18 protein-coding genes, 1 tRNA gene and 1 pseudogene are annotated in these 24,629 nt (G+C 71.9%); 16 read left to right on the forward strand and 4 right to left on the reverse strand.

The window, feature by feature from the left end:
• Nucleotides 1–132: 132 nt before the first annotated feature.
• The gene (ppc, locus tag JI742_RS11785; RefSeq protein ID WP_201827105.1) at nt 133–2,943 is read right to left on the reverse strand and encodes a phosphoenolpyruvate carboxylase; all 2,811 of its coding nucleotides are present in this window, start codon (nt 2,941–2,943) and stop codon (nt 133–135) included.
• A gap of 97 nt (nt 2,944–3,040) precedes the next feature.
• On the opposite strand from ppc, the gene hemC reads away from it, so the two are divergent.
• The 7 genes from hemC (at nt 3,041) to JI742_RS11820 (ending at nt 11,298) form a co-directional block, all read left to right on the forward strand.
• The gene (gene hemC, locus JI742_RS11790) at nt 3,041–4,027 is read left to right on the forward strand and encodes a hydroxymethylbilane synthase (RefSeq protein ID WP_201827107.1); all 987 of its coding nucleotides are present in this window, start codon (nt 3,041–3,043) and stop codon (nt 4,025–4,027) included.
• Nucleotides 4,024–4,944 (forward strand): uroporphyrinogen-III synthase, encoded by a 921-nt coding sequence (locus JI742_RS11795; protein ID WP_350309674.1) that lies wholly within the window; start codon nt 4,024–4,026, stop codon nt 4,942–4,944. Before hemC ends, JI742_RS11795 begins: the two co-directional genes overlap by 4 nt.
• Nucleotides 4,945–5,099: 155 nt before the next feature.
• Nucleotides 5,100–6,086, forward strand: a complete 987-nt coding sequence (locus JI742_RS11800; protein ID WP_236677016.1) for a uroporphyrinogen-III C-methyltransferase — start codon at nt 5,100–5,102, stop codon at nt 6,084–6,086.
• A 14-nt stretch (nt 6,087–6,100) separates the two neighbouring features.
• Nucleotides 6,101–7,375 carry a heme biosynthesis HemY N-terminal domain-containing protein gene (locus JI742_RS11805; protein WP_201827111.1) on the forward strand — a complete coding sequence of 425 codons (1,275 nt, stop codon included), beginning with the start codon at nt 6,101–6,103 and terminating at the stop codon, nt 7,373–7,375.
• Nucleotides 7,376–7,388: 13 nt separating this feature from the next.
• A tRNA-Arg gene (locus JI742_RS11810) sits at nt 7,389–7,465 on the forward strand.
• 223 nt (nt 7,466–7,688) lie between these two features.
• Nucleotides 7,689–8,900: an esterase-like activity of phytase family protein gene (locus JI742_RS11815; RefSeq protein ID WP_201827113.1), complete on the forward strand. Its 1,212-nt coding sequence runs from the start codon at nt 7,689–7,691 to the stop codon at nt 8,898–8,900.
• A 76-nt stretch (nt 8,901–8,976) separates the two neighbouring features.
• A complete protein-coding gene (locus JI742_RS11820; protein ID WP_201827115.1) occupies nt 8,977–11,298 on the forward strand; it encodes an esterase-like activity of phytase family protein in 2,322 nt (773 codons plus the stop codon).
• Nucleotides 11,299–11,317: 19 nt separating this feature from the next.
• Here the strand turns inward: JI742_RS11820 and greB are convergent, their stop codons facing one another.
• On the reverse strand, nt 11,318–11,884 hold the full coding sequence (greB, locus tag JI742_RS11825; protein WP_201827117.1) for a transcription elongation factor GreB: 567 nt from the start codon (nt 11,882–11,884) through the stop codon (nt 11,318–11,320).
• On the reverse strand, nt 11,881–12,648 hold the full coding sequence (locus JI742_RS11830) for an RNA methyltransferase (RefSeq protein ID WP_201827119.1): 768 nt from the start codon (nt 12,646–12,648) through the stop codon (nt 11,881–11,883). Before JI742_RS11830 ends, greB begins: the two co-directional genes overlap by 4 nt.
• A gap of 241 nt (nt 12,649–12,889) precedes the next feature.
• Here JI742_RS11830 and JI742_RS11835 point away from each other — a divergent pair.
• The 9 genes and pseudogenes from JI742_RS11835 to trmB all read left to right on the forward strand — a co-directional run.
• Nucleotides 12,890–13,927 (forward strand): annotated as a pseudogene (locus tag JI742_RS11835) (inositol monophosphatase family protein); the annotation flags it as partial.
• A 407-nt stretch (nt 13,928–14,334) separates the two neighbouring features.
• Nucleotides 14,335–17,046: a DNA mismatch repair protein MutS gene (mutS, locus tag JI742_RS11840; protein ID WP_201827121.1), complete on the forward strand. Its 2,712-nt coding sequence runs from the start codon at nt 14,335–14,337 to the stop codon at nt 17,044–17,046.
• The gene (locus tag JI742_RS11845) at nt 17,043–17,867 is read left to right on the forward strand and encodes a proteasome-type protease (protein ID WP_201827123.1); all 825 of its coding nucleotides are present in this window, start codon (nt 17,043–17,045) and stop codon (nt 17,865–17,867) included. The genes mutS and JI742_RS11845 overlap by 4 nt, the downstream gene beginning before the upstream one ends.
• Before the next feature lie 142 nt (nt 17,868–18,009).
• Complete coding sequence (pyrG, locus tag JI742_RS11850) at nt 18,010–19,659, forward strand: CTP synthase (protein ID WP_201827125.1); 1,650 nt, start codon at nt 18,010–18,012, stop codon at nt 19,657–19,659.
• A 49-nt stretch (nt 19,660–19,708) separates the two neighbouring features.
• The gene (gene eno, locus JI742_RS11855; RefSeq protein WP_201827127.1) at nt 19,709–20,992 is read left to right on the forward strand and encodes a phosphopyruvate hydratase; all 1,284 of its coding nucleotides are present in this window, start codon (nt 19,709–19,711) and stop codon (nt 20,990–20,992) included.
• A 39-nt stretch (nt 20,993–21,031) separates the two neighbouring features.
• A complete protein-coding gene (locus tag JI742_RS11860) occupies nt 21,032–21,307 on the forward strand; it encodes a septum formation initiator family protein (RefSeq protein WP_201827129.1) in 276 nt (91 codons plus the stop codon).
• Between the two features lie 95 nt (nt 21,308–21,402).
• The gene (gene pnuC, locus JI742_RS11865; protein WP_201827131.1) at nt 21,403–22,047 is read left to right on the forward strand and encodes a nicotinamide riboside transporter PnuC; all 645 of its coding nucleotides are present in this window, start codon (nt 21,403–21,405) and stop codon (nt 22,045–22,047) included.
• A 22-nt stretch (nt 22,048–22,069) separates the two neighbouring features.
• Nucleotides 22,070–22,747, forward strand: a complete 678-nt coding sequence (locus JI742_RS11870) for an AAA family ATPase (protein ID WP_201827133.1) — start codon at nt 22,070–22,072, stop codon at nt 22,745–22,747.
• Nucleotides 22,748–22,915: 168 nt separating this feature from the next.
• Entirely contained in the window at nt 22,916–23,659 is a 744-nt protein-coding gene (trmB, locus tag JI742_RS11875) for a tRNA (guanosine(46)-N7)-methyltransferase TrmB (RefSeq protein WP_201827135.1), read from the forward strand.
• Between the two features lie 13 nt (nt 23,660–23,672).
• Here trmB and JI742_RS11880 read toward each other — a convergent pair whose 3' ends face one another.
• A complete protein-coding gene (locus JI742_RS11880; RefSeq protein ID WP_201827137.1) occupies nt 23,673–24,536 on the reverse strand; it encodes an undecaprenyl-diphosphate phosphatase in 864 nt (287 codons plus the stop codon).
• Nucleotides 24,537–24,629: the final 93 nt, after the last annotated feature.

The raw sequence follows: 24,629 nt of genomic DNA on the forward strand, positions 1-24,629 counted from the left end.
GTGGAACGGCGACACGCCAACCGAAGCAGCGAGCGAGCCCCGTGGAAGGGCGACGCGCCACCCCAGGCAGGCTGAGGACCCGGCCAGCCGACTCGGCCCGGTGGAGTCCACCGGATCCTTCCTCGCCGGGACTCAGCCCGAGTTCCGCAACCCCGCCGCAACCCCGTTGATCGAGATGTGGATGCCGCGCTGCACCCGCTCGTGCACCTCCGTCCCCGCATCCTTCTGCGCCCGGTAGCGCCGGATCAGTTCCACCTGCAAGTGATTCAGCGGGTCCAGGTAAGGGAAGCGGTAGGCAATCGAACGCGCCAGCGCCGGATCCCCCGCCAGCCGCTGCGTCGTGCCCGTCAGCAGGCTCAGCGCCTCGTTGCTGCGCTGCCACTCCGCCTCGATGCGCGCAAAGATCGCCTTCGCCGCCTTGCGGTCGGGCACCAGCTCCACATAGCGCTCGGCCATGTGCAGGTCGGTCTTGGCCAGCACCATGTCCATGTTCGACAGCAGAGTGCGGAAGAAGGGCCACTGCGCATGCATGCGCTTGAGCAGGGCCAGCCGCTCCTCGCGGCCCGCGGCATCGGCCGCCTCGTCCAGATGCCCCATCACCGCCGAGCCGAAGCCGTACCAGCCCGGCAGCGCGACCCGGCACTGGCCCCAACTGAAGCCCCAGGGAATCGCGCGCAGGTCCTCGATCGCCCGGGTGGCCTTGCGCGAGGCCGGCCGCGAGCCGATGTTCAGCTCGGCGATCTCGCGGATCGGCGTGGCCGCGAAGTAGTAGTCGACGAAGCCCGGCGTACCGTAGACCAGGTCGCGGTAGGCCGCCATGCTGCGCTCGGACAGCTCGGACGCGCGCTCCAGGAAGGTCTTGGTGGCCTGGCGGGCGGGTGGCAGCAGGGTGGCCTCCAGGGTGGCGGCGACCAGGGTCTCCAGATTGCGCCGGCCGATTTCCGGATGGGCGTACTTGGAGGCAATCACCTCGCCCTGCTCGGTCAGGCGGATCTGGCCATTCACCGTGCCGGGCGGCTGGGCCAGGATGGCCTGGTAGCTCGGGCCGCCGCCCCGGCCCACCGTACCGCCGCGGCCGTGGAAGAGCCGCAGCCTCAGGCCCTGGCTGTCGTGCAGGGGCTTGAACAGCTCGACCAGCGCGGTCTCGGCGCGGTAGAGCTCCCAGTTGCTGGTGAAGAAACCGCCGTCCTTGTTGCTGTCGGAGTAGCCGAGCATCACGTCCTGCTCGTTGCCCGAGCGGCGCAGCATGTCGAGCATGCCGGGCAGCGCAAGGTACTCGCGCATGATGCCGGCGGCAGCCCGCAGGTCGCCGATGGTCTCGAACAGCGGCACGACGATCAGCGAGGCCACGGCGTTCTCGCCCAGGGTGCCGGTCAGCAGGCCGACCTCCTTCATCAGCAGCAGCACTTCGAGCAGGTCGGAGACGGTCTCGGTGTGGCTGATGATGGCGTGGCGGATCGCGACCTCGCCGAAGAGCTGGCGGCTCAGCCGCGCCTTCTCGAAGATGGCGAGCTCGCCGACGGTGTGCTCGCTGTACTGGCCATGCGGCACGCGCAGCGGCCGAACGTCGTTCAGCTCATTGACGAGCAGGCGCACCTTGGCGGCTTCGCCGAGCGCGCTGTAGTCGGGCTCGATGCGGGCGGTGGCCAGCAGCTCGGCGACCACCCGCTCGTATTGGTCCGAGCTCTGCCGCAGGTCGACCGTGGCGAGGTGGAAGCCGAAGACCTCGACCGCGCGCATCAGCGGCTTGAGCCGCACCTCGGCCAGGGCCTGGCCGTGGTGGGTGGCGAGCGAGGCGTCGACGGTGCGCAGATCGGCCAGGAGCTCGGCCGCATCGGCATAGGGGTTGGACGGCGCGATCGCATGCCGCAGCGCGCTGGTGCCGGTCAGCTTCTGCAGCGTGGCGGCCAGGCGTGCATACACGCCGATCAGGGCGCGGCGATAGGGCTCGTCGCCGCGGTGCGGGTTGTCGTCGCCGGAGCGCTCGGCCAGGGCCTGCAGGGCCGGCGTGACCTGCACGAGCAGGCCGGACATCGACAGCTCGCCGCCCAGCTCATGCACCTCGGTCAAGTAGAAGCGCAGCGCGGTCTCGCACTGGCGCGACAGGGCGAGTTGCAGGGTCTCGGCCTTCACATTCGGGTTGCCGTCGCGGTCGCCGCCGATCCAGTTGCCCATGCGGAAGAAGGGCGCGATCGGCTCGCCGGGCAGGGCCTCCTCGATGTCCGCATACAGGCGCGGGATCTGGCGCAGGAAGGTGCTCTGGTAGTAGCTGAGCGCGCTGTTGATCTCGTCGGCCACGCTGAGCTTGGCGGGCCGCAGCAGCCGGGTCTGCCAGAGCTGGGCGATGCGGGCGCGCAGCGCGGCCTCGTTGGCGCGCAGGGCGCGCTCGCCGATCAGGGTCTCGCGCTCGCCAATCAGCGCGGCAATGGCGCGTTCGGCCTGCAGCACGCTCTGGCGCTGGACCTCGGTGGGGTGGGCGGTCAGCACCGGCGAGACATGCGCGCGCGCCAGCGTGGCGGCAATCTCGCGATGGCGCAGGCCCTTGCGGGCGAGCTTCTCGAAGCTGGCGGCCAGCGAGCCTTCCTCGGCCTCGGCGCGGCGCTCGCGCAGGGCATGCTGGCGCACGTTCTGGCGGTCCTCGGCGATGTTGGCCAGGTGCGAGAAGTAGGTGAAGGCGCGGACCACCGACACGGCCTGCTCGACGCTGAGGTTCTTCAGCAGCCGGTCCAGGGTCTTGCCGGCCTGGGCATCCTGCTTGAGCCGGTAGCTCACCGAGAGCTGGCGGATCTTCTCGATCAGCGCGAAGGCGCTGGCGCCCTCCTGCTCGCGGATGACCTCGCCCAGCAGCCGGCCGAGCAGCCGGATGTCGTCGAGCAGGGGGCCGTTCTTCTTCTCGATCTTGTCGACCGGGGGCGTTGCACTCTTGCGGCGCGTACTGGGCATGGTGTCTCGTTGATTGAGCAAGTTGCCGCGATGGCGGCTGGCAGCGAAGCACTGGGGCAGCCCGGGGTGACCGGAAGGCGCTGCTAGCATCTTCGTCATGGAACAAAGCACGGAACATTCCCGCTGGGTCATCGCGACGCGCGAGAGCCGCCTCGCATTGTGGCAAGCCGAGCATGTGCAGGCCCTGCTCGCTGCGCGCCTGCCCGAGCCGGTAGAGCTGCTCGGCATGACGACCCGCGGCGACCAGATCCTCGACCGCAGCCTCAGCAAGGTCGGCGGCAAGGGCCTCTTCGTCAAGGAGCTTGAGACAGCGCTGGAGGACGGCAGCGCCCACCTTGCCGTGCACTCGCTCAAGGACGTGCCGATGGAGCTGCCGCCCGGCTTCGTGCTGGCGGCCACGCTGGAACGCGAGGATCCGCGCGATGCCTGGGTCTCGCCCCGGCATGCCAGCCTGGACGCGCTGCCGGCCGGCGGCGTGGTCGGCACCTCCAGCCTGCGGCGCCTGACGCAACTGCGTGCGGCGCGGCCCGATCTGCGCATCGAGCCGCTGCGCGGCAACCTGGACACCCGACTGCGCAAGCTCGACGAAGGCCAGTACGACGCCATCGTGCTGGCCGCCGCCGGCCTCAAGCGCCTGGGCCTGGCCGAGCGCATCCGCAGCGTCTTCGAAGCCGGGCAGATGCTGCCGGCGGCGGGCCAGGGCGCGCTGGGCATCGAGCTGCGGGCCGATGCGCCGCAGCGCTGCCCGACGCTGTGGGCCCTGCTGCAATCGCACAACCATCGTCCGACCTGGCTGGCCGTGCATGCGGAGCGGGCGGTGTCGCGCGCGCTGGGGGGTTCGTGCTCGATGCCGCTGGCGGCGCATGCCAGCTTCTCGGCCGACGGCCTGACGCTGCGCCTGGTGGCCGTGCTCGGCCCGGGTGAAGACGCGCCGGACGACATCCGCGCGCTGGGCCTGGCCCGCGCCGAGGCCGAGGCCCCGGTGCAGACCGTGGCCGAGGCCGAGGCCCTGGGCCTGCGCGTGGTCGCCGCGCTCAAGGCCGCAGGCGGCGAGCGCCTGCTGGCCCCGCCGCCCGCGGCGTGAGCTACGCCGGCCGTCCGGCGGCCGGACCGCTGCGCCGCCTGCTGCTGACCCGGCCGGCCGAGCAGTGCCCGCCCTGGCTTCACGCCCTGCAGTCGGCCGGCCTGCCGGCCGAGGCCCTGCCGCTGCTGGCCGTCGGCCCGCTGGACGACCGGCGCGCCCTGCACGCGGCATGGACGCGGCTGGCCGACTGGACCTTGCTGGTCTTCGTCAGCCCGAATGCGGTGCGGCATTTCTTCGATGCCCGGGCGCCCGACCAGCCCTGGCCGGCCGGCACGCTGGCCGCGGCGCCAGGGCCGGGCAGTGCCGCGGCGCTGCGCGAGGCGGGCGTGCCGGCGGCCCAGGTCGTCGAACCCCGGCCCGACGCCGCACGCTTCGACACCGAAAGCCTGTGGCAGGTGCTGCGTGAACGGCACGCGGGCTGGGTCGGCCAGCCGGTGCTGATCCTGCGCGGCCTGGAAGACGCTGCGCCCGAAACCGAAGGCCGGGCCCGCGCGCCCGACCTGCCCGGCGCCCAGGCCGGCGTCGGCCGCGAATGGCTGGGCGCCACGCTGGAAGCGGCCGGCGCCCGGGTCGAGACCCTGGCCTGCTACCGGCGCGGCCCGCCGCCGGCCGACGCCGCCCTGCAAGCCCGCCTGCAAGCCCTGCGCGAGGCCGCGGCCGAGACCGTCTGGCTGTTCAGCAGCGCCGAGGCCCTGGACCATCTCGCCCGGCTGGAATCCACCCTGCCGCCCGCTGCCGGCGACTGGCGCGCGACCAGCCTCGCGCTCTGCACCCATGCGCGCATCGCAGCCCGCGCGCACGCCGCCGGCTTCGGCCGGGTCGAAGCCCTGGCGCCGCAGCCGGCCGCGGTGATCGACTGGTGGCAGCGCGAGGGCCGCAAGGCCGTGTCGGGCGGGCCGTCGCAGGGCGAAGGCTGAGGGCCTGAGCGAGGCGCAGCACCGCCGCCGGACGCGGGCCGGCCCGCCGAAGGGCCGTCGATAGAATCGATCGCGTGACTGAAGCGACCCCCGCGCCCCCCGCCCCCCAACCGCCGCCGTCCGCGGCATCCCCGGTCAAGCCGCGGTCCTGGCCTTTGAGCCTTGCGGGCCTGGCCTTGCTGATCGCGGTGCTGGCCCTGGGCTGGGCCGCCTGGAGCGGGCAGCGGCTCGGCAAGGTCGAGCGCATCCTGGTCAAGCGCCAGGACGACGGCGCCCAGCAGATCACCGAGGCCCGGCTGCTTGCCAAGCAGGCCGAGGAAGGCGCCCGCCAGGCCCTTGCCAAGGCCACGCTGCTTGAAGCGCGGCTGGCCGAGGTGGGCGTGCAGCGCGAGCAGATCGACGAGCTGATGCGATCGATGGTGCGCTCGCGCGAGGATCAACTGCTCGGCGAAGCCGAGGCCGCCCTGCGCGCCGCCTTGCAGATGAGCGCGATCACCGGCAGTGCCGAGCCCCTGGTGGCTGCCCTGCAGGGCAGCAAGGAGCGTCTGTCCGGCGGCTCGCTGCGGCTGGAGCCGGTGCGCATCGCGATGGAACGCGACCTCGACCGGCTTCGCAATGCGCCGCTGGCCGACCTGTCCACCCTGGCCCGGCGCCTGGACGAGGCCGTGGCCCTGGTCGACAACCTGCCGCTGATCCAGGATCTGGTGCAGCGCGAGACGGCGCAAACGCCCGCCCCCGAGCGCCGCCCGCCGCCTGCGGGCGAGGCCGGCTCGGCAGGCGCCTGGCTGGGCTGGTTCGCGGGCCGCATCGGCGAGGAGCTGCGCAGCCTCGTGCGCATCCGCGAGATCGACCGGCCCGAAGCCATCCTGCTCAACCCGGAACAGGCCTTCCTGCTGCGCGAGAACCTCAAGCTCAAGCTGCTCAACGCCCGGCTGGCGGTGATGAGCCGCCAGTTCGACACCGCCCAGGTCGATCTCCAGGCCTGCCAGGCCGCGCTCGCCCGCTACTTCGACAGCAGCCACCGGCGGCATGCCCAGCTTGCCGAGCTGCTGCAGGGCGTCGCCCGGCAAGCCCAGCCCAGCGCCCTGCCCCGCCCCGACGACAGCCTGGCCGCGCTGACCGCGGCTGCGGGCGTGCGCTGAGGCCGGGGGACAGCATGCGCGGCATCGTCTGGCTGCTGGTCGTGGCCGTGATCGCGGTGGTCACCGCGGCGGTGATGGGGCGCAGCAGCGACCTTGTCTCGATCTACTGGTCGCCCTGGCGCATCGACCTTTCACTCAACCTCTTCCTGCTGCTCTGGGGCGCGATCGTGCTGGCCACGGTGATGCTCGTGCACGCCGCGCTCACCCTGGCCGGCCTGCCCGGCCGCGCCCGCGCCTGGCGCCTGGACCAGCGCGACCGCAAGGCGCAGACAGCCTTGCGCGAGGCCATGGTGCTGTACTGGGCCGGCCGCTACACCCGGGCCCACGGCGCGGCGAGCCATGCGGTGAAGTTGCAGAAGGAGTCGTCCGACCTGACCCAGGACCCGGAATTCACCGCCCTGGCCGAGCTGCTGGCCGCGAGCAGCCTGCACCGCCTGCAAGACCGCAGCCGGCGCGACGAAGCCCTGGCCCGTGCCCGCCAGGCCGCCAGCCGCTCACCCCGCGCCCGGCATGCCGACGAAGCCGCCTGCCTGCTGGCCACCGAATGGGCGGTGGACGATCGCCAGGCCGAAACCGCGCTGACCCGCCTGGGCGAACTGCCCCCCGGCGTGGCCCGCCGCACCCAGGCCCTGCGGCTGCGGCTGCAAGCCACCCGCATCGCCCGCCAGCCGCTGGAGGCCCTGCGCACCGCCCGGCTGCTGGCCAAGCACCAGGCCTTCTCGGCGGTGGCGGCCCAGGGCCTGCTGCGCTCGCTGGCGGCCGAGGCGCTGGACAGCGCCCGCGACCTGGAACAACTCGAACGCATCTGGCGCGAACTGGATGCCGCCGACCGACGCGATGCCCATGTGGCCGCCCATGCCGCCACCCGGCTGGGTGCGCTGGGCCATGCCGCCATCGCCCGGCTGTGGCTGCGGCCCTTCTGGGACCGGCTCGACAAGCTCGACGCCGACGCCCGCGAAGCCCTGGCCCTGGCCCTGGCCCAGGTCAGCGAGGGCCTGACGCCGGACTGGCTGCCGCTGCTTGAACGCGCGCCGCTCAGCCATCCGCGCGAACCGGCCCTGGCCTATGCCGTCGGCCGGGCTTTGGCCGCCCTGCAACTCTGGGGCAAGGCGCGGCAGTGGCTGGAGCCGGTGGCCGATGACGAGGCCCTGGCGCCTGGCGCCCGGCGCGAGGCCTGGCTGCTGCTGGCCGCCATGGCCGAGCACGACCGCGACGAGACGCGTGCAGCCCATGCCCTGCGGCAGGCTGCCCACATATCCCTTCCCAGCCCCATGCTCAGCGTGCTATAGTCATGGACTCAGTGCGGCTGTAGCTCAGTTGGATAGAGTACTTGGCTACGAACCAAGGGGTCGTGGGTTCGAATCCTGCCAGCCGCACCAGAACCAATCGTTCTAGATTAACGGGTCAGCTCTCACGAAGGGCTGGCCCGTTTTTCTTTGTGCGCTTGGGGAGCGAGGCGAAAAACGGAGCTGAAAACCGAGACTGGAAAGCGGGGCCGGAAAGCGCAGCCGGAAAGCGCGTCTGGACTCCGCGTCCTGCGGCGCACCGGCTGCGTCCCTGGACTTTCACCCGCCCTTCACCGCGCCGCCCTAGTCTGGCGGCATGACGCCCCTCGCACGACCCCGCCGCAGCTTGCCGGCAAGCGACTTCGCCCAGCGCCTCGCACTGGGGCTTGCGTGCCTGCTTGCGCTGGCGGGCTGCGCGGCGCCGCAGCGGGACGAAGGCGTGCCGGGCGTCGGCACGCTGCACCTGATCGGCCAGCAGCAGCTGCCCTGGCGGATGACGGTGCAGGGCACGACGGTCGGGGGTCTCTCGGGCATCGACCACGATCCGGCGCGCCAGGCCTTCCTGATGATCAGCGACGACCGCTCGGCGCGCGACACCCCGGATCCGGCCCGCCTCTATTGGGCCCGCCTGCACTACGACCTGCAGGGCTTCCATGCCGTCGAGATGCTGTCCAGCGTGCCGCTGCGCCAGGCCGACGGCTCGACCCATGCCAAGCTGCCTGAAGCCGATGCGCCCGACCCGGAAGGCGTGCGCATCGACCGGGCCACGGGGCATCTGGTGTGGATCAGCGAGGGCGACCGGGTCACCGCGGCCGAGGGCCCGGCCGAGAGCCTGGTCCAGCCCTTCATCCGCGAGGCGCGGCAGGACGGCCACCCGCTGCGCGACTACGAGCTGCCGGCCATGTTCCGCATCCAGGCCCAGGCCGCCGGGCCGCGCCGCAATGCCGTCTTCGAGGGCCTGAGCTTCTCGGCCGACGGCCGCGAGCTGGCGGTGATGATGGAAGGCCCGCGCTTCGAGGACGGCCCGGCGCCCAGCCCCGGCCAGGGCGGCCTGGCCCGCCTGAGCTTCTTCGACCGGGCCAGCGGCCGGTTGCTGCGCCAGCATGCGGTCGAGCTCGACCCGGTCCGGTCCGCGCCCTCGCCGCCCGCCGGCTTCTCGGTCAACGGTGCCACCGAGATCCTGGCCCTGGACGCCACGCGCTACCTGATGCTCGAACGCAGCTATGCCGCCGGCGACGTCGATTACCGCGTGCAGCTCCATGTGATCGACACCCGCGGCGCCGACGAGGTGCAGGACCGGCCCCGCCTCGTTCCCGGCGGGCAGGTGCCGGTGCGCAAGCACCTGCTGCTGGACTTCGACCGCCTGCGCGGGCGCCTGGGCGGCATCGCCAACCTGGAGGGCCTGAGCTGGGGCCCGCGGCTGGCCAACGGCCATGCCAGCCTAGTCGTGGTGGCGGACGACAACTTCACGCCCCGCCCCTCGGCCCGCGACCGCAACCAGATCCTGGTCTTCGAGCTGCGGCCCTGAGCGGCGACGCTGTCACGGTCACGTCACCGTGGCGCCGGACATTCGGCGGCTTGCCCAAGCCCTGACCGGAGCGCCCATGTCCCACGCCACGAAGTCCCATCCCCTGAGCCTGCTCGGCCGATGCCTGAGCCTTGCCTTTGCCGTCGGCCTGAGCGCCTGCGGCGGCGATGGGGGCGACGTGAAGGGCTCCTTCATCCGCTCGGCGACCTTCCCGATCTGCGCCCAGGTCGGCTCGTCCTGCGAGAGCAGCGACGAAACGGCGGCCGAGATCGTGGCGGCCAGCGCCGACGGCATGACGCTGATCTACACCAACAGCCCGCGCGAAGAGATCGGTTTCGTCGACATCCGCGACCCGGCCGCCCCGGTGGCCCTGGGCCGCCTGGCGATGGGCGGCGAGCCCACCTCGGTCGCGGTGCGCGGCGCGGTGGCGCTGGTGGCCGTCAACACCTCGCCCAGCTTCACCGCGCCCAGCGGCGAGCTGGTGCTGGTCGACATCGCGACCCGCAGCGTGCTGCGCCGCATCAGCCTGGGCGGCCAACCCGATGCGGTGAGCGTCAGCCCGGACGGCCGCTACGCCGCCGTGGCCATCGAGAACGAACGCGACGAGTCGGTCAACGGCGGCCAGTTGCCGCAGGGCCCGAGCGGCCGGCTGGTGGTGGTGGACATGGTCGGCGCGCCCTCGGCCTGGACGACGCGCAATATCGCCCTGGACGGTGTGAACAGCCTCTTCCCGACCGACCTGGAGCCCGAGTACGTCGACATCAACCGCGACAACGTCGCGGTGCTGAGCCTGCAGGAGAACAACCACCTGGCGCTGGTCGACTTGGCCACGGGCACCTTGCGCGGCCAGTTCAGCGCCGGGAGCGTGAACCTGAGCGGCATCGACCTCATGGACAACCGCCCGGCGCTGATCTCGCAAGTCGAATCCTCGGCCGACATCCGCCGCGAGCCCGACGGCGTGGCCTGGCTGTCGAGCAGCCGCTTCGCGACGGCCGACGAGGGCGACCTGGTCGGCGGCAGCCGCGGCTTCACCATCTTCAACACCGACGGCAGCGTGGCATTCAGCTCGGGCAATCTGCTCGACAGCCTGGCCGCGCGCCTGGGCCACTACCCGGACCGCCGCTCGGATGCCAAGGGCAATGAGCCGGAGAACGTCGATTCGGCCCGCTTCGGTGACGAGCAACTGCTCTTCGTCGCGTCCGAGCGTTCGAGCCTGGTCTTCGTCTTCGACGTCGCCGACCCGACCCGCCCCGTCTTCAAACAGGCGCTGCCGACCGGCCAGAACCCCGAGGGCGTGATCGCCATCCCCTCGCGCGGCCTGCTGGTGGCCGCCAGCGAAGTCGACGATCGCAGCATCCTGACGCGCGCCGGCCTGAGCATCTACCGCTACACCGTCGACGCCACCCCGGCCTACCCCACCCTGCAATCGGCCGACCGGGCCGATGGTTCGCCCATCCCCTGGAGCGCCATGTCGGGCCTGGCCGCCTCGCCGACCGAGGCGAACACCGTCTTCGCCATCGACGACAGCTTCTTCCGCGCCAGCCGTATCTTCACGCTGGACGTGAGCGCCCGCCCGGCGGTGATCCGCCAGGAACTGCGCATCACCGACCGCAACGGCGTGCTGGCCGCCACCCCGGCGGCCGATGCCATGACGGCCAACCGCGCGACCACCTTCGACACCACCGACCGCGCGGCGATGATCAATGCCGACGGCACCGTCAACCTCGACAGCGAAGGCATTGCCATCGCGTCGGACGGCGGCTTCTGGATCGCCTCCGAAGGCGCAGGCACCGTGGTGGGCGAGACCGGCCGGCCGGTGACCAGCGCCAACATGATCCTGAAGGTGGGCAGCGACGGCGTGATCCAGCGCGTCATCCGCCTGCCCGAGGCCGTCGACGCGATCCAGTTCCGCTTCGGCTTCGAGGGCGTGGCCGAATCGAATGACAAGCTCGTCGTCGCCTTCCAGCGCGCCTGGAACGGCGAGGGCAATCCGCGCCTGGGCATCTTCGACCTGGCGACCAGCACCTGGCGCTTCGTCTTCTACCCGCTGGAGGCGGTGACCTCGCCCAACGGCGGCTGGGTCGGCCTGTCCGAAGTGACCGCGCTGGGCAATGACGAGTTCATGGCGGTGGAGCGCGACAACCAGGGCGGCCCTGATGCCCGCATCAAGCGCCTGACCCGCTTCAGCCTGGCCGGCGTGGCCGACGGGGCCACCGTCACCAAGACCCTGGTGCGCGACCTGCTGCCCGACCTGCGCGCGGCCGGCGGCCAAGTGGTGGAGAAGATCGAAGGCGCCACCCGCCTGAGCAACGGCCGGGTGCTGATCGTCAACGACAACGACGGCGTCAACGAGAACACCGGCGAGACCCTGCTGATCGACCTGGGCCGCTTGTTCTGAGCCCGGCCCGGCGGCGGCCTCAGCCGCCGCCGGGTGCCGGATAGCGCACGGCCAGCACGCTCAGCGTGCTCGGCCCGCCCGGGGTCATGAGCGTGACCTCGTCGCCCACCCGGGCCTTGAGCAGCGCACGGGCCACCGGCGCGATCCAACTGATTTCGCCGGCCTGGCTGTCGGCCTCGTCGATGCCCTTGATGGTGACGCTGCGCTCGACGCCCTCGCCGTCTTCGTAGGTGACGGTGGCGCCGAAGAAGACCTGGTCGCGGCCGTGGTGCGCGCTGGGGTCGGTGACTTCGGCAATGTCCAGGCGCTTGGTCAGGAAGCGGATGCGGCGGTCGATCTCGCGCAGGCGCTTCTTGCCGTAGAGGTAGTCGCCGTTCTCGCTGCGGTCGCCGTTCTTGGCGGCCCAGGAGACGGTCTCGACCACCTTGGGCCGCTCCTCGTCCAGCAAGTGAATCAGTTCGGCGCGCAGCCGGGCATGGCCGGCCGGGGTGATGTAGTTCTTGCCGCCGGGCGGCAGCGGCGGCAGGCCGGGAAGGTCCTCGTCCTCGTCGCTGCCCTCGGTCTCGCGGGTGAAGGCCTTGCTCATGGCCGCGATTGTCCGGCGCCGCCGGCGGCACGCTCCAGCATGGCCTTGGCGATGCCGCGCAGCAGGTGCACTTCCTCCTGCGTGGGCTGGGCCCGGTTGATCAGGGCATTCAGCCGCGGCAGGGCCTTCTTGGGCGCGGCCGGGTCGAGGAAGCCGGTGGCGACCAGGGCCTCGCGCCAGTGCGCCAGCAAACCCTGCACGGCCGCGGCATCGGCCAGGACCGGGTCGAGGCGGCGCTCGGCCGCGCCGAAGCCGCCCAGCGCGCAGCGCCACTCATAAGCCATCAACTGCACCGCCTGGGCCAGGTTGAGCGAGCCGTAGCCCGGCGCGGTCGGGATGCTCAGCACGCTGTGGCAGCGGTAAACATCGTCGTTCGACAGGCCGTAGCGCTCGCTGCCAAAGACGAAGCCCACGCGCGGGCCGCCCGCCGGCGGCGCGGTGGCCAGGGCTGCCAGGGCCTCGCGCGGGGCGCGGGTGGGCGGGCCGAAGTCGCGCGGGGTCATGGCGGTGGCGCAGGCATGGTCGACACCGGCCAGGGCCTCGTCCAAAGTGGCGACGATGCGGGCGCGGGTCAGCACATCGGCCGCGCCACTGGCCAGGGCCACCGTCTCCTCGCGGCTCAGCACATCGGCAAAGCGCGGCGCCACCAGCACCAGACGGCCGAAGCCCATGACCTTGATCGCGCGCGCCGCCGCGCCCACATTGCCGGCATGGCTGGTGCCCACCAGGATGAAGGTGCTGGGATCGGCAGTGACATCGTTCATGGCGGGGCGTGGGTCAAAGGGCGGCGGCGCGGCGGCCGGATCCCTCAGTGTCGCGCCCGTGCCGCAGGCCGGCGCGCGGGCCGGGCGGCGCGGGTCGCGCGGCTAAACTCGGGGGTTACCCGGGTGCTGCCGGCGGCCAGGCGCCGCGACGATGCACCCCGCTCTTTGTCCCCGCCACCGCCCTGCCGATGCCGCCTTCGCGGCCGCATCGGCCCGCACCCCTCGCCCCGCGCCGCACCCCATGTCCCAGACCCTGCATCCCATGCTCAACATCGCGATCAAGGCCGCACGGGCCGCGGGCGCGATCATCAACCGGGCGGCGCTGGACATCGAGCGCGTGCAGGTCACCGCCAAGTCGCACAACGACTTCGTGACCGAAGTGGACAGCGCGGCCGAGATGGCCATCATCGACACCGTGCTGCAGGCCTATCCGGGCCACGGCATCCTGGCCGAGGAATCGGGGCGGACCCACGGCGCGCGCGACAGCGAGTACGTCTGGATCATCGATCCGCTCGATGGCACGACCAACTTCATCCACGGCTTCCCGGTCTATGCGGTCTCGATCGCGCTGGCCTTCCGCGGCCAGGTGCAGCAGGCCGTCGTCTACGACCCGGCGCGCAACGACCTGTTCTACGCCAGCAAGGGCAAGGGCGCTTACCTGAACGACCGCCGCCTGCGCGTCTCCAAGCGCAGCCGCATGCTGGAAGCCCTGATCGGCACCGGCTTCCCCTTCCGCAAGGGCGACAACTTCAAGCGCTACCTGAAGATCTTCGAGGACGTGATGCAGGTCTGCGCCGGCCTGCGCCGCCCGGGCGCTGCCGCGCTGGACCTGTGCTACGTGGCCGCCGGCTGGTACGACGGCTTCTTCGAGACCGGCCTGAACCCCTGGGACGTGGCCGCGGGCTCGCTGATCATCACCGAGGCCGGCGGCCTGGTCGGCAATTTCACCGGCGAGGCCGACTTCCTGCACCAGCGCGAGCTGGTGGCCGGCAACCCGCGCATCTATGCCCAGCTCGTGCAGATCCTGGCGCCCTACACCCGGGTGATCAAAGACGAACCGGCCGAAGCGGCCGGCATCGCCGGCCAGGCCGCCCGGCCGGCGGTGAAGCCGCGCGCGGCGCCGCGCAAGCTTGCGGCCGAGGCCGATCCCGAGGCCGCCACCCTGGCCTTCCTGCAGCCCATCGTCGGCGACGCGGTCGACGCCCCGCCGCCGGCCCCTGCCGAGGCCCCGGCGCCGGTCGCGGCCCGCCCGCCGGTGCGCATCCGCAAGGCCGACCTGCCGGCCGCGCCGCCGCCGCGCGAAGTGGCCGAGCGCCGCCCGCGGCCGCCCGCCGCGCCCTTCGTGCCCAGCGAACGCAGCCTGGCCAAGGCGGCGGCCGAAGCCGCCTTCGCGCCGGCCGAGCCGCAGGACGAGGCCGAGCCCGCGGCCTGGGACGAGCGCCCCGAAGCCGAGGCGCCCGAGGCCGATGCCCGCTTCGAGACGCCGGACCCGCAAGCCATCGACCCGCAGGACCACGACGAAGCGACCGAGGCCGATCCCGGCCCCGACGACGCGCCGCCGCGCCGCCGCCCCGACGAAGACGCGCCCTTCTGAGGCCCTGCCGCCTGCGGTCCGGCCCGGTGCTCCGGCATCCGGCCCGGCCCTTGTCCTGACCCGCTTTCCGTCCAGCCCCCCGCTGCCCTGCGATGGCGATCGCCCCCCCGGACCTCAGCGCCCACACCCCGGTGATGGCGCAGTACCTGCGCCTGAAGGCCGCGCATGAAGACGCGCTGCTGTTCTTCCGCATGGGCGATTTCTACGAGCTGTTCTACGAGGACGCGCGGCGCGCCAACGCCCTGCTCGACCTGACCCTGACCGTGCGCGGCCAGAGCGCGGGCGAGCCGGTGGTGATGGCCGGCGTGCCGGTGCATGCGGTCGAGAGCTACCTGGCCAAGTTCATCCGCCTGGGCTGCTCGGTGGCGATCGCCGAGCAAGTGGGCGATGTGGCCAGCGCCAAAGGCCCGGTCGAGCGGCAGGTCGTGCGCGTGGTCACGCCCGGCACCGTCACCGACAGCGAGCTGCTCGATGAGCGCGCCGACACCCTGCTGCTGGCCGCCCACCGCCGCCGCGGCCGTTGGGGCCTGGCCTGGCTGGGCCTGTCCAGCGGCCGCCTGGGCCTGGCCGAATGCGGCGAGGCCGAGCTGCCCGGCTGGCTGGCGCGGCTGGCGCCGGCCGAGCTGCTGCTGGCCGCCGACGAGGCCCAGGCCCTGTCGCCCGCAGCCCAGGCGGCGTGCAGCGCCGCGCTGACGCGCCGCCCGCCCTGGGGCTTCGACACCGCGCTGGGCCACCGCAAGCTGTGCGCGCTGCTGCATGTGCAGAACCTGGCCGGACACCAGGCCGAGGCCCTGGGCCTGGCCCAGGCCGCCGCCGGCGCCCTGCTGGCCTATGCCGAGCACACCAGCGGCGGCCGCGCCCTGGCCCATGTGCAGGACCTGCAGGTCGAACAGGCCAGCGCGCTGATCGAGCTGCCGCCCAGCACCCTGCGCAATCTGGAGATCACCCAGACCCTGCGCGGCGAGAAGGCGCCGACCCTGCTGTCCCTGCTCGACCGCTGCGTGACCGGCATGGGCAGCCGCGCCCTGCGCCTGTGGCTGACCCATCCGCTGCGCGAGCGCACGGTGGCGCGCGGGCGGCAGGCCGCGATCGGCCGCCTGATCGCGCACGGGCCCGAGCCGCTGCGCGAGGCGCTCAAGGGCATCAGCGATGTCGAGCGCTGCGCCGCCCGCATCGCGCTGCGCCAGGTGCGGCCGCGCGAGCTGGCCGGCCTGCGCAGCACGCTGCTGGCCCTGCCGGCGCTGCGCGAGGCCCTGCCGCCTGCCGGCGATGCGCTGCTCGACAGCCTGGCCGCCGCGCTGCACGCCGAGCCGGCCGTGCTGGACTTGCTGCAGCGCATGCTGGCGGCCGAGCCCCCCGTGCTGCTGCGCGAGGGCGGCGTGATCGCCCCCGGCTTCGACGCGACGCTGGACACGCTGCGCGGCCTCAGCCAGAACTGCGACCAGTTCCTGATCGACCTGGAAACCCGCGAGCGCGCCCGCACCGGCATCCCCAACCTGCGGGTGCAGTTCAACAAGGTCCACGGCTTCCACATCGAGGTGACGGCCGGCCAGACCGGCAAGGTGCCGGCCGACTACCAGCGCCGCCAGACCCTGAAGAACGCCGAGCGCTACACCACGCCCGAGCTGAAGGCCTTCGAGGACCAGGCCCTGTCGGCCCAGGAGCGCGCGCTGGCGCGCGAAAAGTGGCTGTGGGAGCGGCTGCTCGATGCGCTGCTCGGCAGCCTGGAGACCGAGGATGCACAGGCCCTGGGCCTGGCGCCGATCCAGCCCGCGCCGCTGGCCGCGCTGGGCCGCCTGGCCCAGGCCCTGGCCGGCCTGGACGCCCTGGCGGCCCTGGCCGAACGCGCGGCCACGCTGAACTGGTGCGCGCCGGTCTTTGTCGCTGCGCCGGGCTTGCAGATCGAGGCCGGTCGCCATCCGGTGGTCGAAGCCCGCCTGGCCGAGACCGGTGGCGGGCCCTTCATGCCCAATGACTGCCGGCTGGATGCGAAGACCCGCATGCTGCTGATCACCGGCCCGAACATGGGCGGCAAGAGCACCTACATGCGGCAGGTGGCGCTGATCGCGCTGCTGGGCGCGATCGGCTCCTGGGTGCCGGCGCGGCGCTGCCAGCTCGGGCCGCTGGACGCGATCCACACCCGCATCGGCGCGGCCGACGACCTGGCCAACGCCCAGTCCACCTTCATGCTGGAGATGAGCGAGGCCGCCGCCATCCTGCATGGCGCGACGGACCAGTCCCTGGTGCTGATGGACGAGATCGGCCGTGGCACCTCGACCCGCGACGGCCTGGCCCTGGCCCGCGCGATCGCCCGCCACCTGCACGAGCGCAACCGCGCCTGCACCCTGTTCGCGACCCACTACTTCGAGCTGACCGCCCTGGCCGCCCACCTGCAGGGCCTGCAGAACGTGCACGTGGCCGCCGCGCAGACCGGCGAGCATGAGGACATCGTCTTCCTGCACGAGATCCAGCCCGGCCCCGCCAGCCGCAGCTATGGCGTGCAGGTCGCGCGCCTGGCCGGCATGCCGCCGGCCGTGCTGCGCGAGGCGCGCGCGCTGCTGGAGGCGATCGACCAGCGCGAGGCCGCCGAGCGGCCGCAGATCGAGCTGTTCGCGGCGCCGCCCGAAGCCGAAGCGGAGCCCGTGCAAGAAGTCCACGTCGCCCCCGCGCCCGAGCCGGCCCCCGCCGCCCTGCTCGCCGCCCTGGCCGCGATCGAACCCGATCAGCTCAGCCCGCGCGAGGCGCTGGCGGCGCTCTACCAGCTCAAATCCCTGCAACCTCCCCACACGCCAGGCAAACCATGACCTACTGCGTCGGCATCAAGCTCCAGGCGGGCCTCGTCTTCCTGTCCGACTCGCGCACGAATGCGGGCCTCGACCAGATCAGCACTTTCCGCAAGATGATGGTCTACGAGAAGCCGGACGATCGCTTCATGGTCCTGCTCTCGGCCGGCAACCTGTCGATCAGCCAGTCGGTGCGCGAGATCCTCCAAGTCGAGAAGCTGGACAACGGCGACCAGCCACCGATCACCATCTGGAACGCGACCAGCATGTTCGATGCGGTCCGCGTGCTCGGGGCCGCCGTGCGCCGCGTGCATGAGCAGGACGGCCCGGCGCTGAAGTCGGCCGGCATCGACTTCAATGCCTCGATGATCTTCGGCGGTCAGATCAAGGGCGAGGCCATGCGGCTCTTCCTTGTCTACTCGGCCGGGAACTTCATCGAAGCCACCCGCGAGACCTGCTTCTTCCAGGTCGGCGAGAGCAAGTACGGCAAGCCCATCCTCGACCGCGTGCTGACGCCGGCCACCGGCCTGGACGAGGCAGCCAAGTGCGCGCTGGTCTCGATGGACAGCACGCTCAAGAGCAATCTGAGCGTCGGCCTGCCGCTGGACCTGCTGGTCTACCGCGAAGGCGCCTTCGCCACCGAGCGCATCGTCTGCATCGACGAGCACAACCCCTACTTCCGGATGATCCGCAGCACCTGGGGCCAGCGCCTGCGCGAGGCCTTCGAGGGCATCGACGACCCGCAATGGGATGGCGGCGCGGCCGAGCATCCGCTGCTCGGATCGAGCGAGCGCTACGAGGCCCTGCGCAAGATCGGCCATCCGGGCGAGCGCATCGTCTGACCGTGGCGCTTCCGCCGCGCGCCCGCCCGACGGCCGGCCGGACCGACTAGGTCCGGCCGATATACTGCCGCTTTACCACCTCAGCCTTCCTGGGCGCGGCCGGACAAGCTCCGGCGGCTGGCGTTCCGGAAGGGCTCACGACATGACCAAGTTTGTCTTCGTCACCGGCGGTGTGGTGTCCTCGCTGGGCAAGGGCATTGCGTCAGCGTCGCTGGCCGCGATCCTCGAATCGCGCGGCCTCAAGGTCACCCTGATCAAGCTGGATCCCTACCTCAATGTGGACCCGGGCACGATGTCGCCCTTCCAGCACGGCGAGGTCTTCGTCACCGAGGACGGCGCCGAGACCGACCTGGACCTGGGCCACTACGAACGCTTCATCACCACGCGGATGAAGCGGACCAACAACTTCACCACCGGCCAGATCTACAAGTCGGTGCTGGAGAAGGAACGCCGGGGCGACTACCTGGGCAAGACGGTGCAGGTCATCCCGCACGTCACCAACGAGATCCAGGACTTCGTGCGCCGTGGCGCGCAGGATGTGGACGTGGCCATCGTCGAGGTCGGCGGCACGGTCGGCGATATCGAATCCCTGCCCTTCCTGGAAGCGGCTCGGCAGATGAGCCTGAAGCTCGGTCCCAACCAGACCGCCTTCGTGCACCTGACCTATGTGCCCTACATCGCTGCGGCCGGCGAGCTCAAGACCAAGCCGACCCAGCACACCGTGCAGAAGCTGCGCGAGATCGGCGTGCAGCCCGACGCCCTGCTGTGCCGCGCCGACCGCCGCGTGCCCGAGGAAGAGCGCAGCAAGATCTCGCTCTTCACCAACGTGCCCGAATGGGGCGTGATCAGCATGTGGGACGTGGACACGATCTACAAGGTCCCGCGCATGCTGCATGAGCAAGGCCTGGACGGCCTGATCTGCGACAAGCTGCGCCTGGCCACGCCGCCCGCCAGCCTGAAGCGCTGGGACGATCTCGTGCATGCGGTCGAGCACCCGGAGCATGCCGTCACCATCGCCATGGTCGGCAAGTACACCGAGCTGTCGGACAGCTACAAGTCGCTCAACGAGGCGCTGCGCCATGCCGGCATCCACAACCGGGCGCGGGTCACGATCGAGTACCTCGATTCCGAGACGCTGACGCCCGAGAACCTCGGCCAGCTTGAGCGCTTCGACGCCATCCTGGTGCCAGGCGGCTTCGGCCGGCGCGGCATCGAGGGCAAGATCCTCGCGGCCCGCTACGCCCGGGAGCAGCGCATTCCCTACCTCGGCATCTGCCTGGGCATGCAGGTCGCGACCATCGAGTACGCGCGCCACATGGCCGGCCTGGCCGGGGCGAACTCGACCGAGTTCGAGCCGGACACGCCGCATCCCGTGATCGCCCTGATCGACGAATGGCAGGACGCCGACGGCTCGATCCAGAAGCGCGATGCCTCCTCCGACCTCGGCGGCACCATGCGCCTGGGCGCGCAAAGCTCCGACGTGAAGCCCGGCACCCTGGCCCACGGCATCTACGGCCCGGTGGTGACCGAGCGCCACCGCCACCGCTACGAGGCCAACGAGAAGTACCTGCAACGCCTGCAGGACGCCGGCCTGGTGATCAGCGCGATCACCCAGCGCGAGAAGCTGACCGAGATGATCGAGCTGCCGACCCAGGTCCACCCCTGGTTCGTCGGCGTGCAGTTCCACCCCGAGTTCAAGTCCACGCCCTGGGACGGCCATCCGCTGTTCATCCACTACGTGAAGGCGGCCTTGCAGCACCCCCGCCGGACACGCAGCGAAGCCGCCGCCTGAGCCGCGGCCGCCCGCCCTTTCCTCCCCACCCCTTCAACGCGACCCGAACATGAGTGCCATCGTCGACATCGTCGGAAGAGAAATCCTCGACAGCCGCGGCAACCCCACCGTCGAATGCGACGTGCTGCTGGAAAGCGGCACGCTCGGCCGGGCGGCCGTGCCCTCGGGCGCATCCACCGGCTCGCGCGAGGCCATCGAGCTGCGCGACAACGAGGCCGGCCGCTACCTGGGCAAGGGCGTGCGCCGCGCGGTCGAACATGTCAACACCGAGATCAGCGAAGCCGTGCTGGGCCTGGACGCCTCCGAGCAGGCCTTCCTCGACCGCACCCTGATCGAGCTGGACGGCACCGAGAACAAGGCCCGCCTGGGCGCCAATGCGATGCTGGCCGTGTCGATGGCCGTGGCCCGTGCGGCGGCCGAGGAAGCCGGCCTGCCGCTCTACCGCTACTTCGGCGGCATGGGCGCGGTGCAACTGCCGGTGCCGATGATGAACGTCATCAACGGCGGCGCGCATGCCAACAACAACCTCGATTTGCAGGAGTTCATGATCCTGCCGGTCGGCGCGCCGAGCTTCCGGGAGTCGGTTCGTTGGGGCGCCGAGGTCTTCCACGCGCTCAAGAAGATCATCCATGCCAAGGGCATGAGCACCGCGGTCGGCGACGAGGGCGGCTTCGCGCCCAGCGTGGTCAACCACGAGGCCGCCATCCAGATGATCATCGAGGCGATCGACAAGGCCGGCTACACGCCCGGCACGCAGATCGCGCTGGGCCTGGACTGCGCCGCCAGCGAGTTCTACAAGGACGGCCTCTACCAGCTCGACGGCGAAGGCCTGAAGCTCAGCGCCGCCGGCTGGACCGACATGCTCGCGAGCTGGTGCGACAAGTACCCGATCGTCTCGATCGAGGACGGCATGCACGAAGGCGACTGGGACGGCTGGGCCCACCTGACCGCCGCGCTGGGCAAGAAGGTGCAGCTCGTCGGCGACGACCTCTTCGTCACCAACACCAAGATCCTGAAGGAAGGCATCGACCGCGGCATCGCCAACTCGATCCTCATCAAGATCAACCAGATCGGCACCCTGTCCGAGACCTTCGCCGCCATCGAGATGGCCAAGCGTGCGGGCTACACCGCCGTCATCAGCCACCGCTCGGGCGAGACCGAGGACAGCACCATCGCCGACATCGCGGTGGGCACCAATGCCGGCCAGATCAAGACCGGCTCGATGAGCCGCAGCGACCGCATCGCCAAGTACAACCAGTTGCTGCGTATCGAGGAGGACCTCGGCGACGTGGCCGTCTACCCGGGTCGCTCGGCCTTCTACAACCTGAAGTAAGCCGGGCGCGGCCCCATCGAGCTGCCCGACATGCCCGCGATGCGCTGGCTCCCCGCAAGCCTGGCCGGACTGCTTCTGCTGGTGCAGGCGCAGCTCTGGCTGGGCGACAGCGGCATGGCGCAGCAGGTCCGATTGCAGGGCGAGCTGAAGGCCCTGGAAGCCCGCAACGAACAGGCGCGCGAACACAATGCGCGCCTGCTGGCCGAAGTGCGCGACCTGCGCGAAGGGCTGGAGCTGCTCGAAGAGCGGGCCCGCGTCGAACTGGGCATGGTCCAGCCCGACGAGATCGTCGTGCAGTTCGGCCCGCGCCGCTGAGCGCGGCCGGGCTGCCGCCGCCGCGGGCGCCCGGCGCGCCCGCCCCCCCTGTCCCCCACCGCCCTGGCGCACGCCATGCCGGCCCTGCCCCTGCGATGAGCGAGCTGGCCTCTCTTCCCGTCCCGCTGGCCGCGGCCCTGGCCTGGTTGCAGGCCGAGACGCTGCACGGCCTGAGCAGCCGCGCCGAGCTGATCGGCGCCTTGCTGGGCCTGGCCATGGTGGTCTGCAACATCCGCGTGCATGCGGCGGCCTGGCCGCTGGCCATCCTCAGCTCGGCGCTCTACGGCCTGGTCTTCTGGAACGACCGGCTCTACGGCAATGCGGCGCTGCAACTGCTCTTCATCGCCATGGCCGCCCTGGGCTGGTGGCAGTGGCTGCACGGCCGAGAAGCCGATGGCCAGGCCCTGCGCGTGCGCTGGCTGCTGCCGCGCCAGCGCCTGGCGGCCCTGCTGGCCCTGGCCCTGCTGTGGCCGCTGCTGGCCCTGGGCCTGCACCACGGCACCGACACCGGCGCGGCCTGGCTGGATGCCTTCGTGACTGCGGGCAGCGTGGTCGCGCAAGTCCTGCTGGTGCGCAAGCGGGTCGAGCACTGGTGGGGCTGGGTCGCGGTGAATGCCGTGGCGATCGGCCTCTTCCTGCAGCAGGGCCTGCTGCTGAGCGCGGGGCTCTACGGCCTCTTCCTGGGCATGGCCCTGCTGGGCCTGCGGGCCTGGGCGGGCCGGGCCAGCGCGCGGGCCTGAGGCCGCGGACGGAGTCGCCACCATGCCCGGCCTGGTGATCGCGCTGCTCGGCGCGGAGAGCAGCGGCAAGTCCACCCTGGCCCATGCGCTGGCGCTGACGCTGCGCGGCGAGGGCCACGATGCGGTCGTCGTCGGCGAATGGCTGCGCGACTTCTGTGCCGCCGCCGGCCGCACGCCGCGCCAGGACGAGCAGGCCGGCATCGCCGCCGAGCAGCAGCGCCGCATCGAGCTCGCCGCCGCCCGCCATGACCTGGTGCTGGCCGACACCACCGGCTTGCAGACCGCCGTCTACAGCGAGATCGTCTTCGGCGACCGCAGCCTCTACCCCGCCACCGGCGCCGCCCACCGCGCGACCGTGGCCCGCACCCTGCTGACCGGCCTGGACCTGCCCTGGCAGGCCGACGGCCTGCAGCGCGACGGCCCGCAGGTGCGCGCGCCGGTCGACCGCCTGCTGCGTGCGCAATTGCAGGCCCTGGGTCTGGACCATCGCGTGATCTACGGCCTCGACGAAGCCCGCACCGCCGCCGCCCGGGCCGCGCTCGACGGCCTGCACGGCCTGGCGCCGGCCGCGGCACCGGCCTGGCGCAGCGCCGACGAGGGCGCGCCCTTCAGCCGCTGGCGCGCGCGCTGCCTGGAATGCCTGGACCCGGCCTGCGAAAGGCTGGACCATGCGCGCCTTGCCGGGCCGCCGAGCGGCTGAGTCGCCTGACCCGGCCCGACCCGCCCCGATCCGACCCGGCTTGGTCCGCTTCGCCAGCCCGGCCAGCCGCCCCGCGGCGCGCCCGACCCCTTCCTGCCGTCTTCCCGCCATCTTCCCGCGCCCTGCCGGCGCCCTCCCCGCAGCCGCCCGGCGGCCGCAGCCTGAACCATGTCCGACCCCGACTTTCCGCCCGATCCTGCCGGCCCGCCGGCCGAGCCGCCGCAGCCCGCCGCCTCGCCCGCCGGCCGGCCGATCCGCAGCTTCGTGCTGCGCGCCGGCCGCATGGGCAGCGGCCAGGTCCGCGCGCTGGCCGAGCTGGCGCCGCGCTACCGCCTGCCCTTCCAGGCCACGCCGCCCGACTGGGACGCCGTCTTCGGTCGCGCCGCGCCGCGCGTGCTGGAGATCGGCTTCGGCATGGGCGCGGCCACGGCCGCCATTGCCGCCGCGCGGCCCGAGACCGACTTCATCGGCTGCGAGGTGCATGAGCCCGGCGTCGGCGCGCTGCTGCAGGCCATCGAGGCCGGCGGCCTGCGCAATCTGCGCATCGTCCAGCACGATGCGGTGGAGGTGCTCGCCAAGATGATCCCGCCGGCAAGCCTGGCCGGCGTGCACATCTTCTTCCCCGACCCCTGGCACAAGAAGCGGCACAACAAGCGCCGCCTGGTGCAGCCGCCCTTCGTGGCCGAGCTGGTGACGCGGCTGGCCCCGGGCGGCCTGCTGCACTGCGCGACCGACTGGCAGCCCTATGCCGAGCAGATGCTGGAGGTGCTGTCAGCCGAGCCCGCGCTGCAGAACACCGCGCCGGCCACCGGCTATGCCGAGCGGCCCGACTACCGGCCGCTGACCAAGTTCGAGCAGCGCGGCCTGCGCCTGGGCCACGGGGTGTGGGACCTGCTCTTCATGCGGCGCTGAGGCCGCGCCCGGCTCAGGCCGACCAGTCGACCCAGCCGGTCCAGGCCGTCAGCAGCACCAGCAGGCCGAAGACGATGCGATACCAGGCGAAGACCGTGAAGTCGTGGGTCGAGACATAGCGGATCAGCCAGCGGATGCAGATCAGCGCGCTGAGGAAGGCGAAGAAGCTGCCGATCAGGAAGACCGGCAGGTCGCCCCAGCTCAGCAGCTCGCGCTGCTTCCACAGCGCATAGGCGCCGGCGCCGATCAGGGTCGGGATGCCGAGGTAGAAGCTGAACTCGGTCGCCGCCTTGCGCGAGAAGCCCAGCACCATGCCGCCGATGATGGTGGAGCCCGAGCGGCTGGTGCCGGGGATCAGGGCCAGGCACTGGATCAGGCCGACCTTGAGCGCATCGAGCGCATCCATGTCGTCGACCGATTCGATGCGCGCGCGGCGCTCGCCCGCCAGGTCCATCGCGCCGAAAAGGCGGCGGTGGCGGCGCTCGACCCACAGGATGATCAGGCCGCCGACGATGAAGGCTGCCGCCACCGGCACCGGGTGGAAGAGATGGGCCTTCACGAACTTGCCGAAGGCCAGGCCCAGCACGACCGCCGGGATGAAGGCGATCACGACATTGCGCGCGAAGCGCCAGGCCCAGGGATCGCGGGCCGGCAGGCCCGACAGCGTCGCGCCCAGGCGGCTGCGGTACTCCCAGATCACGGCCAGCATGGCGCCGGTCTGGATGGCGACCTCGAAGACCTTGGCGATCTCGCCGGTGAAGCCGATCAGCGATCCGGCCAGGATCAGGTGACCGGTGCTGGAGATCGGCAGGAACTCGGTCAGCCCCTCGACGACGCCCATCACGGCCGCCTGCAACCACAAGACGCTCAGCTCCAACTCGACTCCCCGGTAGCCCAAAGCGGGCGATGGTAGCGGCGGCCCAAGACGCCCGGCCGCCCGGAACGGCCCCCGTGGCCACCCCGGCCCGAG

The sequence above is a fragment of the Piscinibacter lacus genome (assembly GCF_016735685.1).
GTDB lineage: Bacteria > Pseudomonadota > Gammaproteobacteria > Burkholderiales > Burkholderiaceae_C > Aquariibacter > Aquariibacter lacus.

Coding starts and splice junctions, on each gene's coding strand:
- mutS (WP_201827121.1), top strand. CDS start 14,335: ATGGCGATCGCCCCCCCGGACCTCAGCGCCCACACCCCGGTGATGGCG.
- JI742_RS11845 (WP_201827123.1), top strand. CDS start 17,043: ATGACCTACTGCGTCGGCATCAAGCTCCAGGCGGGCCTCGTCTTCCTG.
- ppc (WP_201827105.1), bottom strand. CDS start 2,943: ATGCCCAGTACGCGCCGCAAGAGTGCAACGCCCCCGGTCGACAAGATC.
- greB (WP_201827117.1), bottom strand. CDS start 11,884: ATGAGCAAGGCCTTCACCCGCGAGACCGAGGGCAGCGACGAGGACGAG.
- pnuC (WP_201827131.1), top strand. CDS start 21,403: ATGAGCGAGCTGGCCTCTCTTCCCGTCCCGCTGGCCGCGGCCCTGGCC.
- eno (WP_201827127.1), top strand. CDS start 19,709: ATGAGTGCCATCGTCGACATCGTCGGAAGAGAAATCCTCGACAGCCGC.
- hemC (WP_201827107.1), top strand. CDS start 3,041: ATGGAACAAAGCACGGAACATTCCCGCTGGGTCATCGCGACGCGCGAG.
- pyrG (WP_201827125.1), top strand. CDS start 18,010: ATGACCAAGTTTGTCTTCGTCACCGGCGGTGTGGTGTCCTCGCTGGGC.
- JI742_RS11820 (WP_201827115.1), top strand. CDS start 8,977: ATGTCCCACGCCACGAAGTCCCATCCCCTGAGCCTGCTCGGCCGATGC.
- JI742_RS11870 (WP_201827133.1), top strand. CDS start 22,070: ATGCCCGGCCTGGTGATCGCGCTGCTCGGCGCGGAGAGCAGCGGCAAG.
- JI742_RS11860 (WP_201827129.1), top strand. CDS start 21,032: ATGCGCTGGCTCCCCGCAAGCCTGGCCGGACTGCTTCTGCTGGTGCAG.
- trmB (WP_201827135.1), top strand. CDS start 22,916: ATGTCCGACCCCGACTTTCCGCCCGATCCTGCCGGCCCGCCGGCCGAG.
- JI742_RS11830 (WP_201827119.1), bottom strand. CDS start 12,648: ATGAACGATGTCACTGCCGATCCCAGCACCTTCATCCTGGTGGGCACC.
- JI742_RS11815 (WP_201827113.1), top strand. CDS start 7,689: ATGACGCCCCTCGCACGACCCCGCCGCAGCTTGCCGGCAAGCGACTTC.
- JI742_RS11805 (WP_201827111.1), top strand. CDS start 6,101: ATGCGCGGCATCGTCTGGCTGCTGGTCGTGGCCGTGATCGCGGTGGTC.